The organism is uncultured Porphyromonas sp. (assembly GCF_915070105.1).
Taxonomy (GTDB): Bacteria; Bacteroidota; Bacteroidia; order Bacteroidales; family Porphyromonadaceae; genus Porphyromonas.
In genome coordinates this window covers 1-14369 of record NZ_CAJZFJ010000026.1, presented here as the reverse complement: position 1 = coordinate 14369, position 14369 = coordinate 1, and the positions used below count along the sequence as shown (strand labels likewise).

At 54.6% G+C, this 14369-nt stretch carries 9 protein-coding genes; all 9 read left to right on the top strand.

Annotated elements, in window-relative coordinates; translation table 11 throughout:
* Positions 1-75: 75 nt before the first annotated feature.
* On the top strand, positions 76-2859 hold the full coding sequence (locus tag QZ554_RS04090) for a S8 family serine peptidase (protein ID WP_297194598.1): 2784 nt from the start codon (positions 76-78) through the stop codon (positions 2857-2859).
* A gap of 12 nt (positions 2860-2871) precedes the next feature.
* Positions 2872-3840 carry a PorV/PorQ family protein gene (locus QZ554_RS04085; RefSeq protein ID WP_297194597.1) on the top strand — a complete coding sequence of 323 codons (969 nt, stop codon included), beginning with the start codon at positions 2872-2874 and terminating at the stop codon, positions 3838-3840.
* A 343-nt stretch (positions 3841-4183) separates the two neighbouring features.
* Entirely contained in the window at positions 4184-5839 is a 1656-nt protein-coding gene (locus tag QZ554_RS04080; protein WP_297194596.1) for a BACON domain-containing protein, read from the top strand.
* A 1555-nt stretch (positions 5840-7394) separates the two neighbouring features.
* Positions 7395-8042, top strand: a complete 648-nt coding sequence (locus QZ554_RS04075) for an NAD(P)H-binding protein (protein WP_297194595.1) — start codon at positions 7395-7397, stop codon at positions 8040-8042.
* Between the two features lie 465 nt (positions 8043-8507).
* Positions 8508-10331, top strand: a complete 1824-nt coding sequence (locus QZ554_RS04070) for a long-chain fatty acid--CoA ligase (protein ID WP_297194594.1) — start codon at positions 8508-8510, stop codon at positions 10329-10331.
* A gap of 32 nt (positions 10332-10363) precedes the next feature.
* Complete coding sequence (locus QZ554_RS04065) at positions 10364-10810, top strand: DUF4494 domain-containing protein (protein WP_297194593.1); 447 nt, start codon at positions 10364-10366, stop codon at positions 10808-10810.
* Positions 10791-11492: a YggS family pyridoxal phosphate-dependent enzyme gene (locus tag QZ554_RS04060; protein ID WP_297194592.1), complete on the top strand. Its 702-nt coding sequence runs from the start codon at positions 10791-10793 to the stop codon at positions 11490-11492. Before QZ554_RS04065 ends, QZ554_RS04060 begins: the two co-directional genes overlap by 20 nt.
* A gap of 52 nt (positions 11493-11544) precedes the next feature.
* Positions 11545-13260 (top strand): S41 family peptidase, encoded by a 1716-nt coding sequence (locus tag QZ554_RS04055; RefSeq protein WP_297194591.1) that lies wholly within the window; start codon positions 11545-11547, stop codon positions 13258-13260.
* 11 nt (positions 13261-13271) lie between these two features.
* Positions 13272-13823, top strand: coding sequence for an FHA domain-containing protein (locus QZ554_RS04050; protein ID WP_297194590.1), 552 nt, complete (start codon positions 13272-13274; stop codon positions 13821-13823).
* Positions 13824-14369: the final 546 nt, after the last annotated feature.

Below are 14369 nucleotides of genomic sequence, written 5' to 3'. Positions count from 1 at the left end.
AACACTCACTATACATCCTATCAAGAATCCCAATATTGGGTAACAACTTCACCCATTAACTCAAGGTATAGAACAATGAAAAGGACAGTACTGACCCTATCGCTCCTTGCTGGACTGGCGATCACGGCCTGTCAGAAGGAGCTGGACCAAGCTCCTCCCACAGGGAAGGAGCAACAGACCGCTTCCGATCTGCGCTCTGATCTCCTCCCCTCTCATCTCCCTACTGAGGGAGCTCTTCCAGGGGAACTCTACATTCGCATCCGCCGTAGCGCCAAGCCGAGTCTTCAGGCCTTCGACGAAGGGAGCAATACCGCTATGCAGACGCTCCCCTCTCGCTTCTCCACGGCCCTCCAGAGCCTTGGCTCGCGCTCGATGGAGCCCCTCTTCCCCATTGATCCTCGCTACGAAAAGCGTATGCGCAAGGCGGGGCTCGACCTCTGGTATGTTGTCCACTTCGATGAGAAACAGGATCTACATGCCGCAATGCAGTCCCTGATGAGCATCCCTGAGATCGACTACACGGAGCCCGTCCTTCAGCTCGAGCGTCCTCAGGGCAAGCCTGTCGGGGTGGATGTCCCCCCTGCCACTAGACATGAGGCACTGCCCTTTAATGACCCCCAACTGGCTAATCAGTGGCACTACAATAATACTGGGGCAGGGGATCATAGAGTCGCTGGTGCCGATATTGGCCTCTTCAAGGCTTGGGAGTCACAGACAGGGACACCCAACGTCATCGTTGCTATCATCGACGGTGGAATTGATATTGAGCACCCAGACCTCGTGGATAATCTCTATGTCAATGAAAAGGAGAAGAATGGGACTACTGGAGTGGATGACGATGGGAATGGCGTCATCGATGATATCCATGGTGCCAACTTCTTGAGCAACTACAATGGTGGTCAAGGACACCCCAAACTCTACCCCGATGATGTCTCACATGGGACACACGTAGCAGGTACAGTGGCTGCCCGCAATGGTAATGGCATTGGGGTCTGTGGTATTGCTGGGGGGAATGGCTCTCCTAACTCTGGGGTACGCCTGATGAGCTGCCAGATCTTCGGAAAGGAGAGAGAGAACGGGAATTCTCAGCGTGCACTCGTCTATGCCGCCAATAATGGAGCTGTCATTGCACAGAACTCCTGGGGATTCCGCTACGGCTCTGGGATTACCGAAATTCCTCTGTCCCTCAAGGAAGCTATCGACTACTTCATTAAGAATGCAGGCTGTGACAATGATGGCAACCAGCTCTCAAATTCTCCCATGAAGGGTGGGGTCGTTATCTTTGCTGCTGGTAACGATGGTCAGGACTATCGCTCCTTCCCTGGAGCCTATCCACCTGTCATCGCTGTATCCTCAATGGGGCCAGGATGGAAAGCTGCTCCCTACACCAACCGCGGTGACTGGGTCGATATCATGGCTCCAGGGGGTGATGAAAGATATACTAATGGCGGAGTGCTCAGTACGCTCTCCAAGAAGATTATGGGTACTCAGGAGTATGGCTATATGCAGGGTACCTCTATGGCTTGTCCCCACGTCTCGGGTATAGCGGCTCTGCTAGTCTCCCAGTTTGGTAAGCAAGGCTTCACCAACAAGGAATGTGAGATCCGCCTCCTCGGCTCCCTCAAGAATAAGGATATCGATGCTGAGAACCCTAACTACAGGACACGTCTCGGTCGTGGGTATATAGATGCCTCTGCTCTCTTTGCTACCAATACAGGGATTGAGCCTGGAGCAATCACCGATGTCAAGGTTGACAATATCTCCTTCACGACGGCCGATGTTTCTTGGACAGGTGTCGAGGCTCAGGGTGGGAAGCCTCTGGAATATCGCTTCTACCTCTCCACTACACCACTGAAGGAGGATAACTACAAGCAGGCATTCTATGCTAAGGTCAATGGCCTAGGCTATGCTGCCAAGGCTAAGGTATCTGTCCCCCTCAGTGGGCTCAAGGACAATACGAAGTACTACGTCGGTGTCGTGGCAGTCGATAGATGGGAACAAACGTCTCATCCTTCCTTCTCAGAATTCACTACACGTAAGAACAATCCACCAGTCCTAACCCTTGAGGCCAAGGGTAAGCTACGTGTCTCGTCTGCCCAGGCTCCCACGTTCTCTGTCGCTTACTCAGACCCAGATGGACAGAAGGTATCCATCAACATCGCTGGTGAAACCAGAGGTGTGAGCAGTACGGTCAAGAGCGACAAGATCGACTTCACTCTGCGTGCAGTAGCTGAGCCAGGCAACTATGAGATCAAGATCACGGCCATGGACGTCCTTGGCGCCAAGACAGAGCTCATCGTACCTTTCGAAGTCTATACCTATGTGGCTCCGACCTTCAATGCCTCCACGCAGGCTGCTCAGGTAGTCGGTATCTCTCGCTCTCTACCTATGGAGATCCCAGCGCTACTAGCCACACGTACGGAGGGCATTCCTCTGACCTACAAGGTCACGAGCTCCAACGCCTCAGTCGCCTCTGCTAGTGTCTCGGCCAAGGGTACACTCACCATACATGGACTCAAGGCTGGAGCTACTCGGATCACAGTCGAGGTATCTGATGGGATTAGCACCCCTATCCAGACCGAGATCCCAGTACGTGTAGTAGCTGATGTCTCTGATGTGCTCTATTCGATCTATCCTATCCCAGCCAAGACGACCCTCAACCTAGTCGTCAATCCGACAGCTGGTCAGGTCTCTGTCGAGATCTATAGTCTCCTCGGAGCAAAGGCCCTTGACCGCAAGTTCTCCACAGGAGGTGATGGTACGATCAGAATCCCAGTGAAATCACTCGCCCCTGGTACCTACACGATCAAGGTGAAGTCTTCTCAGGGTACCACCACCAAGACCTTCGTCAAAAACTAATCTTCCCTCCCCATGAACAAGAAAGTATATTCACTGCTGCTCCTAGCGTCGCTCCTCTGTGGCTCCTCGCTACAAGCACAGACAAAGCCCTCGGCTACACGACCTCTCCCTCTGCTGGAGCTATCTGCTGATGCTCGTACCGCTGCTCTCGGGGGGAACCATTATGGTGAGAGTGATATCGCTCATATCTATGCCAACCCCACCTCGCGTCTCTATCAGGATGGGCTCCTGTCCATCTCTGCTGGCGGACAATTCCTAGGTAAGGTCGAGGGGCTGGAGGGTTCACTCTGGCTCTATGATGTCATGGCAGGTGTTCGCTTGGGTAATCAAGCCTTCTTCGGTGGTGTTCGCTATCTAGGTGGACTCAAGTACTACCCTGTAGGGAACAATGAGGAGTCCAGTACGAAGGCTCGGAGTCTCAAGGATTATGCCCTAGATCTAGGCTATGCACTCCGCTTCGGGACGCTCTCTGCCTACGTCACGGGTAGCTACATCTCTACCGACCAGGGTAGTGCAGCCTCTGCCTACGCCTTCGGTGGGGGTGTCTTCTACCGCAGTAGCGAGGAGATCGCCAAGACGGGTATCGACTTCATCGTCGGTGCTAAGTTTCGCAACCTCGGTCCAAGCTTCCAGCAGCGTACTGGAGGTCCATCGATCTTCCCCCCTGCATCTGCAGGTGTCGGTGGTGAGCTTGGCTATGGGATCGAGGGCGAGCATCACCTATCCTTCGGTCTAGGTGCAGACTACTTCTTCCTCCCCAGTGACGCTTCCTCTGTGCTCATGCACTTCGGCGGTGAATATCTCTATCACCAGCTCATAGCTGCTCGCCTAGGTTATTCCTATGACACGAATGGTGCTAAGGCATTTAGTGTCGGGTTGGGCCTTCGCTATCGTCAGTTTGCCCTAGATGGTGCGTATATCACACCTCGGGTGAGCGGGGGTAAGTCAGCCTTCCAGCTGACTCTCGGCTATAGCCTCTAGGCAAGCTCCTATCTGCCTCGTTTAGTCAGAGGCTAGTTTTTCTTTTCATTTTCTTTGTGGGTGGCTGCATCATAGCCTAGGCTACGGTGCAGCCACTCCTTTATCTCGCCTCGGGATATTGCTCTGTGGGGGTTGTTTCTACTACCCTCATTACGAGTACACTCGCTGGCGGTAGGGGGGCTCTCAGCTCACTGTCCCTACTCTCGGTATGCCACGCATTAGGCATAGAGCCCTGCGATAGGGCATATCTCCATACTCTTCTCTAGTGGGCGGATGCTCTGCTTCATCGGGATAGATGAAGTCTCTGCCCCCTCATCCAGCATACATAAACTTATAGCGCATTATGAGACAGCTATTCAGATCTCTATTCAGCCTATCCCTCCTGCTCCTTCTCCTCGTTGCTTGTAAGACACAGGAGCTACCCGAGGAGGTTACCCTAGAGCTCTCCACGACGAGCCTTACCTTCGCTAAGGGGGGATCGGAGCAAACCCTTACCGTCACGACCAATCGCAGTCACTGGACTGCCACCTCTCCTCAGGAGGCCGACTGGGTCGTCCTCACGCAGGAGGGCAATACCCTCAAGGTGCGTGCTAAGGCTAACCAGCAGGGGCAGGACCGACAGGGCTCTGTGATCGTGAACGCTGGTGGCGAGCAGCGCAGAGTCACGCTTCGCCAGAGTGCCTCCGAGGTGCTCCTTGACCTAGGGGCTAATCGGGTGACCTTCCTCGTAGAGGGTGGCCAAGAGACCTTGACCTACTATGCAAATGTCGAGGAGCTCAAGGTCGAGCTCTCTACCCCTGAGAGCTGGCTGACCGTAGATAGTCGGATCAAGGGTCGTATCAGCATCACTGCGCAGCCCAACGAAGGAGAGGCACAGCGTACGGCAAAGATCAATCTCACGGCAGGCACGCTCGTGCGTGAGATCGAGGTCGTGCAGAACGGCTCGATCCAGTATATCCTCCCCTTGCAGAAGTTCCCCGCTTCGCTCCAGGATGTGATTCGCTTCGAGCGTAGTCGCTTCAGTGAGCACACTCGTACACGGGAGCGTGGAGAGGCGGTACTCTTCCGCTATGCGACGCAGAGCACACTGATGCCTCTCCTCGAGTATGAGTTTGAGAACGAGCGTAGTCGGGGCTATCAGGCAGCCATCACGCTCTGCCTGGATGACAAGTACCTGCGTGACAACGTGAACTTCGCTGCCTTCCTCAAGGCAAATGGCTACGAGAAGGACAATGCCCTCACGACGGCTGAGCAGGATGTATATACGAACAAGACCCTCCCGCTGAACCTCAACATCGCCTATGATCCCTCGGGACAAGCTCTACTAGAGACAGTCTACATGCCTCGTCAGAGCAAGGACTATCCGACCTTCTCCAAGATACCGCTCGAGGATCGTATCCCCCTAGGTAGCTTCCGTAGCCAAGGCATACACGGGAAGACGAAGGATGAGATACGTGCCCAAGAGGTTACCTGGGGCGGTACTCTGGATGATGTCCTCTCCAATACGAGCTATGACCGCTTCAAGGCTACCAAGAGCCTAGAGGGAGAGGCTGTGCGTGGCTACTTCTACGTGGTCAAGGATGCCACCAAGCCTCAGGATGATCCCTATGTAGGCGAAGTCTCCAGCGTGCAGTCGATCTTCACCGACCTCTCTAAGGCCTTCTGGATGGATGCCCTAGGTCGCTCTTACCTCACCAAGGAGTTCCTCACGCTGCTCAACGATGGTGGCTATAGCTACATCCGCACCTTCGATGGTGGATATATCGCCTTCTACAATGCCACCAAGCAGTATGCCTACATCGTCCATCAAGCAGTCACGGAGGGTAAGCCCAGCGTAGAGATACAGGCCTATAAGCTCAAGCTCCAGAGCTCGGGCAATGCCCGCACGCTCCTCCAGCGAGGCAATGCTGGATATACCCTGCTGGATCGTAGACGTGAGCTTATCCGTCAGATACAGCTACGTCTCGATCAGACACGCCGTCTGCAGGGGCTTCGATAGCTCCATCTGTGGGTGCTGGAGCAGGCAGGGGGAGGGTAGTCCCCTCCCTCTTGCCCGCTCCTCATCTGCTCCGATAGTGCCTCCCTAGGCTCTGCTGTGCCTTGGGCTGAGGCTCCCGCTGTAGGGCTTGCCTCAGCTACAGTAAGTCTCCGAAGGACGAGGGGCATACCGTCGTTGCTTCGCTCCGCTAAGTCTCTTAGGTCTTAGGAGCATACCACCATTTTACCACTCATTTAAGTCTCTATGATACAGGTCTGAACACTTTCGTCACATGACCTTAATAGAGTGAGTCAGGAAAGCCTTTCCGAGAGCCCCCACGAGACCTAGTAATGTCCCCGATAGAGGACTCGGTATGTTCGCCCTCGTCACCTTACATAGGTGATGGGGGCGAACATTATATGTCCTATCCTGCGCTCTCGGTATGTCCTCTGGTGCCCTCCCGAGATGTGCGATACAGAGCGAGTTAGGAGCGGAGATTTTCGCTCCTTTTGCCCACACTACCCCGTGTCTTGTTGTAGTCCTTACCCTGTCGTAGTAGCTAGGTGTGAGAGTCGATAGGGGGGAGGAGGGTATTAGTCCTTAGGGGCTGTGAAGGTAATTTCCCCCTAAAGGTGGAGGTGGACGGGGAGAGGGCTTTTGTGGGTATAGGATGAGCAGGACCGACTCATGAGACTACGGAGAGGGTAAGAGGGTAGAGTGGTCGGGAGGGTAGAGTGGTCGATGAGCCTAGACCGAGGTAGAAGTATCTGTGTCCTAGCTCTGGATACCCTCGGTGTATACCTACTACCTGGGAGGGAAAAGTATACCCACGTGTATACAATGGTATACACGTGGGTATACTATTGTGTACACACGTGTACACAACCTCGCTCTCAGTATGTCCTCTGAATGTCTCTCGTCTGCACCTTTCTCGGGGTAAATGCTTGAGTCACCCCATGGATATAGAGGATGCGGAGGAGACTCCCTCTTCGTGATGAAATAATATGCTCGGTGAGGGAATGAGTAGAGATTACCCAAAGAGATCATACACCAGCCGTGATAGGATGGGGAGCTTTTGTCGGTGTGAAGGAGGGAGGATATACGTACGATCTATCAGATATACGTTTGTATCAAGTGCAGACCTTCGATGAGTAGGCACCCTCTGGGGTGCTCGAGGCTTATTCCCTATCTTTGTCGCTAGACGCACTTGATGGCTATTAGGACTGGTGTCGTAGGATGCCTAGGAGAGCCTTTGTCAGAACAGTGGTGTGATGATGGGGGCTTTGCATGGGCAATATGGATAATTGATTATGAGACAGGAGGTATACTTGGTGATATTCTCATTCGTCACCATGGGGATTATAGACTTTGCGGCTGGGGACTTTGAGCACTTTGTCATGAGGAGCTTACTGCTTTCCAGCATCTTGATATTCGCAGTGTGGATCAATAAAGGCAACCGCTATATACAGATGTAGCAGTATCCTGTGTGCTGATCCCACTGCATATACAAAATCGGGCACGGCCCAGCTCCTCGGCGGAGCACTCCACCACCATATATACTAAGGAGAAAGAGAATATGAGAGCATTAGTCATCGGAGCAACGGGGGCTGTGGGGCGAGACCTCGTGGCACAGCTCCTCGATAACCCAGCCTTCACAGAGGTGCGTGTCTTCGTGCGCCGAGCTATGGGGCTGGAGCATCCCAAGCTACGTACCTATATCGTGGACTTTGCCCAGCCAGAGAGTTGGGCAGAGGAGGTGAAGGGGGATGTAGCCTTCAGTTGCCTAGGTACGACACGGCAGGCCGCAGGGAGCAAGGAGGCGCAGTATGTCGTAGATCACGACTACCAGGCCCGATTTGCACACACAGCCCGTGAGGCTGGAGTCTCGACACTGGTCTTAGTGTCAGCAGTGGGGGCTTCGTCCCGCTCCTCTACCTTCTATCTGAGGATGAAGGGGGAGCTGGAGGACGAGGTTAGAGAGCTGGGGTTCGATCGCTTGATCATTGTCCGTCCCCCTCTACTTCTGCGTCGGGGATCGGATCGGTCTCTGGAGGTGTGGGCAGGTCGGATCATCCGCCTAGCTAATCGCCTTGGGCTCCTTCGTAGCCAAGCACCGATAGAGACCGCTCGGGTAGCAGAGCGGATGATTGACTTTGCCCTAAGCTCCTCCTCTGGACTCTTCATCGTAGAGGGTGCGGAGCTTCGTGAGGAGTCTCGGAGCTAGAGCTCTCGGGCTCTGTGGGAGGATCGGGCTAGGGCTGGAGCTTGAAGTCACCAGAGGCTAAGGGCTATTGGGACGAGGAGCATACACTCAAGATAGAGGCTTCTGTACCCTAGGTGTTGGTTTGCCGAGCGTAGACCTACTACCTCGCTACCTAGGGGCGAAGAGGGTGCATACGTGTATCGCACCTGGCTCTAAAGTATGTCTACGGTAGGGCTCTCATAGATACGTTTCTAGGGGGGCTAAGGCTAGGCATTCCAGAGATATGGCTAGGATAGCCTAGGGTATGAAGTCCTGCACCGAGGAGCCTAGGAGGAGAGAATGCTATAAGAGATCATGCGTCTGCTCTGGGGCTTTGGCAGGACTACGGCTGTAGCTCCTCTATTTAGGCTATCTTTGTAGGTCGAAGGAAGCAGAGGGGGCTTCGCCCCTGATGTGTCCCGACGATACATATAATAACAGCAATCAATGACACCCCCATATCCCAAGTACCACCTAGCGGAGTATCCGCACCAGTTCCGTACACGCTACCCCAATAAGCCCTTGCTCCGCTACTACAGCCGCAAGAGTGAGAAGTGGGTGAAGCTCAACGGTGAGCAGGTCGCCGACCGTTGCCTTGCCGCTGCCAAGGGATTGGCTTATCTACAGATCAAGGTCGGTGATCGTATCGGTATCTATTCGCCCAATACGGTGCAGGGGCTCTGCACCGAGCTGGGTATCTTCATGATGCGTGGGGTCTCTGTCCCCCTCTATGCTACGAATACGCCTGACCAAGTAGCCTTCTCAGTGGAGGATGCAGGGGTCGAGACGATGTTCGTCGGGGGGCAGTTCCAGTACAACAATGCCTACGAAGTCCAGCAGCGTAGCCAGTGCCTTCGTCGGCTCATCATCATCGACTCCGAGGTCGTCTTGGCCGAGGGGGATACGACCTCGATGTACTACGATGAGTTCATCCGTCGTGGGGACTCCGTGACCTATGAGAACAAGGCCAATGTCACTGCTAGCCAAGCCCTAGCCACTGACCTAGCCATCATCATCTACACCTCGGGTACCTCGGGGCAGAGCAAGGGTGTGATGCTCCACCACAGCAACTTCATCGAGCAGGTCTATGCCCACCAGCTGAAGTACCCCTTCATCACTCCTCGGGATATCTCGATGTGCTTCCTGCCCCTCAACCATATCTTTGAGAAGGCATGGACGTACCTCTGCCTCAGCATGGGATGTTCCATAGCGATCCTACGTGACCCGAAGAAGATCCTCGACGCCCTGCCCATGGTACGCCCCACGATGATGAGCAATGTACCTCGCTTCTGGGAGAAGGTCTATATAGGTGTACAGGAGAAGATCAACCAAGCTCCAGCCCCCGTCCGTGGTATCATGCGCCATGCGATCCGTGTGGGTGATCGCTACTTCTTTGAGTACATCAATGAGGGGAAGCGTGCACCCTTCCTGCTCTCCCTAGCCTTTAAGATCTACGACCATACACTCTTTGCTAAGGTCAAGAAGGCAGTCGGGCTACAGCGTGGTCGCTTCTTCCCGACAGCAGGGGCTGCTATCTCACCAGAGATTTACCGCTTCCTACGCTCGATCAATGTCCCCATGGTCGTCGGCTACGGGCTCTCCGAAACCACTGCCACGGTCAGCTCGTGTCCACTCGTAGGCTTCGACCTACAGTCTATCGGAACGATCATGCCCTCTCTGAGTGTGCGGATCGATCCCGAGACCAGCGAGATCCAGCTCAAGGGGCCTACTGTCACCACTGGATACTACAATAATCCTCAGGCCAACGAAGAGGCCTTCACCTCCGATGGCTACTTCCGTACGGGAGACGCTGGACGGATGGAGAACGGTGTCCTCTACTTCACGGAGCGTATCAAGGACCTCTTCAAGACGGCGAACGGGAAGTATATCGCCCCACAGATGCTGGAGGGGCTGCTCACGGTAGATCCGATCATCGAGCAGGTGGCGATCATCGGGGATGGCTACAAGTTCGTCAGCGCCCTGATCTACCCCAACTGGGATGCTGTGCGCCGCGAGGCCAAGCACCGAGGAGTCAATGCCGAGCTTAGCGAAGCCGAGCTCGCGCAGACCCACGAGGTACACCGCCTGATGACGACCCACATCGAGCAGGCGCTCAGTGGGGTAGCGCAGTATGAGAAGGTCAAGAGATTTGTCTTGCTCACCGAGCCGTTCTCCATCGAGAAGGGCGAGCTAACCACCACCCTCAAGATCCGTCGTAAGGTCGTCAATGAACACTATGCGGCCGAGATCGCAGGGATGTACGAAGAGTAACTAAGTAAATAAACAGAGAATACAACACAGAGATGAACTATTGGTTTGAATGTAAGGTCTCCTATGAGCGACAGGCTGACAACATGGGGATGAAAAAGGTATCCGAGAGCTACCTCGTAGACGCACTGAGCTTCACCGAAGCCGAGAAGCGTATCATCGAGGAGGTAAGCCCCCTCGTATCAATGGGAGAACTAGAGGTCGTCAATATCCGCCGTGCTCGCATCGCCGAGCTCTTCCTAGAGGGAGCTCCCGAGGCAGACCGCTATTACCGAGCCAAGGTGAACTTCATCACCATAGACGAGAAGAGTGGTTCGGAGAAGAAGACTTCGGCTACGATGATTGTCAAGTCGGATAGCCTCCCCAGTGCCGTCACCGAGCTATCAGCACAGCTCGACAGCCAGATGGCGACCTATGAGATTGCTTCGATCACCGATACGCAGATCCTAGACGTGTATCAGTATGTCGCCCCTGCCAAGTGAGGTGATCGCCTCTCGCCTAGAGTCTATCCGAGCAGGCTTGCCCAGCTCGGCTAGGCTCGTGGCGGTATCGAAGTTCCACCCAGCCGACTATGTCGTCAAGGCCTATGAGGCTGGCCAGCGTCTCTTCGGCGAGAGTAGGGTACAGGAGCTGGTAGGCAAGTGGGAGAGCCTCCACGAGGCTTATCCCGACATCGTCTGGCACTTCATCGGTCCCCTACAGAGCAACAAGGTGAAGTACATCGCTCCCTTCATCTCTATGATCGAGAGCGTGACCAGTGAACGTCTCCTACGGGAGATATGTCGGCAGGCTCAGCGTGTGGGACGTACGATCCCCATCCTCCTAGAGCTCCATGTGGCTCAGGAGGAGACGAAGAGTGGCTTCACCCGCTCAGAGCTCCTAGAGCTACTCGGTGCGATACATGCTGCACCAGAGGAGTGGCGAGGTATAGAGCTCCGTGGTCTGATGGCTATGGCGAGCAATGTGGCTGATGAGCAGCAGGTCGAGCGGGAATTCGCTGAGGTGCGTGCTACCTTCGATGCCATACGCTCCTCTGACCTTCTCCTACAGCCCGAGAGCTTCACAGAGCTCTCTATGGGGATGAGTGGGGACTACCAGATAGCTCTCTCGCAGGGATCGACCCTCGTACGTATTGGCTCCGCGATCTTCGGGGAGCGTCTCTAGGCAGGGAAGCACCTTACTAGACAGGACATTATAAGAATAGCAAGATAATACAATGAGATATTGGCTAAAGGCTCTGAGCCTTGCCCTCGGGCTCCTCTCCGCTGTCCCCGCTATGGCACAGCAGAAGGAGACACAGAGGCGAGCGGACAAGAATAAGTACAGCTATATGCAGGCTCTCGACGTGCTCGGCACCTCTATGGCTCTGCTGGAGCGTCACTTCGTAGACTCGGTGGACCTCAAGCGTCTCAGCCGCATCGGGCTGACCAGCATGCTTGAGAGCCTAGATCCCTATACCGAGTATTACTCGTCTGAGGACAACGACAAGCTCAAGATCATGACCACGGGTGAGTATGCCGGTATCGGGTCGGTCATCTCACAGCGTCCCGATAGCACCGTCGTCATCAACGATCCTATGGAGGGCATGCCTGCCGCTCTAGCTGGTCTTCGGGCAGGTGATGTGATCCTAGAGATTGATGGCAAGAACTACCGCCGCTCTACCTCCGAGGATGTCAGCGCCGCTCTCAAGGGTACACCAGGCAGCAAGATCAGCATCCTCATCCAGCGTCCAGGGGAAGCTAAGCCTCGGCTGATCGAGTTCCGCAGACAGAAGATCCAGGTCAATCCCGTCCCCTACTACGGTGTCCTCGGCAAGGACTGTGGCTATATCTCCCTCTCGAGCTTCCCCAACACCGCTGCCTCAGAGGTCAAGAAGGCCTTCCTCCAGCTCAAGGAGAAGGAGCATATCAAGAGCCTGATCCTTGACCTCAGGGACAATGGAGGTGGACTCATCGATGAGGCGATCAAGATCGTGAACTTCTTCGTCCCTGCAGGTGAGGTCGTCGTAACGACCAAGGAGCGAGAGGGTCGTGGTAGGAATACCGTCTATCGCACGACTGATAGACCCCTCGACACTGAGATCCCCCTAGTGGTGCTGATTAACGCCCAGTCCGCCTCTGCCTCCGAGATCGTCAGTGGGGCACTACAGGATATGGATAGAGCCGTCGTCCTCGGTGTAAAGAGCTACGGCAAGGGGCTCGTACAGACCACAATGTCCCTGCCCTACGATGGTACGCTCAAGCTCACCACTGCCAAGTACTACATCCCTAGTGGACGCTGCATACAGCGTATCGACTATCAGTCTCTGCGTGAGGGCAAGGGTGCCACCAGCCTCCCCGATAGCCTCACCCATATCTTCCATACCCGGGCAGGTCGTGAGGTGCGAGATGCAGGAGGTATCCTCCCTGATGTAGCGATCAAGCAGGATTCGGTACCTACGATGCTGCTCTATCTACGCTACAACCACCACACCTTCGACTGGATCACTGACTTCGTCCGCACGCACAAGTCGATCGCTTCTCCTCGGGAGTTCCACCTGACGGATGCGGACTATGCGAGCTTCTCGCAGTGGATGGTTGATAAGAAGTTCGACTACGACCGCCAGAGCAGTAAGGAGCTAGCCAAGCTCGAGGAGGTGGCTAAGTTTGAGGGATATTACAGCAGGGGCAAGGAGGAGTTTGAGCGTCTGAAGGCCATCCTCGTACCTGACCTCAAGCACGACCTCCAGTTCCATCGCCCCCAGATCGAGCAGTATCTGACGACGGCGATCCTCACCCGTTACTACTACAATAGGGGTTCCCTAGAGCGTAGTGTACGAGAGGACAAGATCGTAGAGGCAGCTCGTGCTCTGCTGGAGGATACTGCACGCTATCGCACCCTCCTCACCCCCAAGAAGTCTGCTGATACGGCTACGAAGCCCGCACAGCAGTAGCCCTAGTGTAGATGAAGAAGATCTTCTGCCCCAAGTGTGATACAGCTATCCCCCTAAGTCGTGAGCACCTCTCTAAGCTCGTGGCTCAGGGGGAGGAGCGTATCTCGCTCGTCTGTCCTCAGTGTGCACACCAGCTCAACCTTCGCCTTCGCCTACCTCAGGGACAGGCGAGAGAGGCCAAGCAGCTTCCCTCAGATAGACCCTCTGTGGGACATCTCATCGTCCTAGAGAATGTCTTTGGCTATAAGCAGCTCTTCTCGCTCTTCCTCGGAGACAATCATATCGGTCGGCGCAATAGGGATACCAAGACAGATATACCCATTATCACGGCTGACCCCAGTATGGACAGACACCATGCCTGCATCCGAGTCACCGAGGGGAAGACGGGGCGTCTGCGCTTCGCGCTCTCTGATGATGACAGCCATGTGGGTACCTTCGTCGGGGGGCGTATCCTAGAGCCACGAGAATGGTGCTACTTAGAGCCTGGTGATGTGATCACCCTAGGGGCGACAAGCATCATCTTCAGTGATCAGCCACTGAGCGAAGATCTAGCTATCGAGTAGCTCTTCCTTTACTTCACATTCGTTCATAGCGTAGGTCTTAGTGTAGGGTAGGGAATCATTCCTCCCGACTTCCCCTAGAAGGAACTTATATAGATAGGACAGCCAGCCCACAAGTATGGGCTGGCTGTCCTATTTATATTACCCCTATATGAGAAGTGAGCCATCGACTAGGATGGGGTAGGGCATGTCGAGGTGTGCGAATGCGTACATGAAGGACTAGTTTCGTGCGAAGGCGAGGTACAATATCTGCGAGGATGTGAGTATATAAGCAATCGTATGGTGTGTATGGGAGGTAATACACAGAGTGAGAACAAGTGTATATAGGGTGCGCAGTGGGAATGTGGTAGGGCCGATGCATGATCTCGCTCGTACACTCCTGCCTTTGGATCTTCGGGGGTATCATTTCATGTCCCAGGGAGCCTTAGCCCATCACTAGAGATCCTAGGCATTATCCCGAAGGAATAGACCTACAAGTGAGCCCTAGAGAGGAGATACTTAGAGCGCACTTGTGTACACGCGTGTATACAGTAGTGTACACGTGGGTAT

Coding starts and splice junctions, on each gene's coding strand:
- QZ554_RS04090 (WP_297194598.1), top strand. CDS start 76: ATGAAAAGGACAGTACTGACCCTATCGCTCCTTGCTGGACTGGCGATC.
- QZ554_RS04085 (WP_297194597.1), top strand. CDS start 2,872: ATGAACAAGAAAGTATATTCACTGCTGCTCCTAGCGTCGCTCCTCTGT.
- QZ554_RS04080 (WP_297194596.1), top strand. CDS start 4,184: ATGAGACAGCTATTCAGATCTCTATTCAGCCTATCCCTCCTGCTCCTT.
- QZ554_RS04075 (WP_297194595.1), top strand. CDS start 7,395: ATGAGAGCATTAGTCATCGGAGCAACGGGGGCTGTGGGGCGAGACCTC.
- QZ554_RS04070 (WP_297194594.1), top strand. CDS start 8,508: ATGACACCCCCATATCCCAAGTACCACCTAGCGGAGTATCCGCACCAG.
- QZ554_RS04065 (WP_297194593.1), top strand. CDS start 10,364: ATGAACTATTGGTTTGAATGTAAGGTCTCCTATGAGCGACAGGCTGAC.
- QZ554_RS04060 (WP_297194592.1), top strand. CDS start 10,791: ATGTCGCCCCTGCCAAGTGAGGTGATCGCCTCTCGCCTAGAGTCTATC.
- QZ554_RS04055 (WP_297194591.1), top strand. CDS start 11,545: ATGAGATATTGGCTAAAGGCTCTGAGCCTTGCCCTCGGGCTCCTCTCC.
- QZ554_RS04050 (WP_297194590.1), top strand. CDS start 13,272: ATGAAGAAGATCTTCTGCCCCAAGTGTGATACAGCTATCCCCCTAAGT.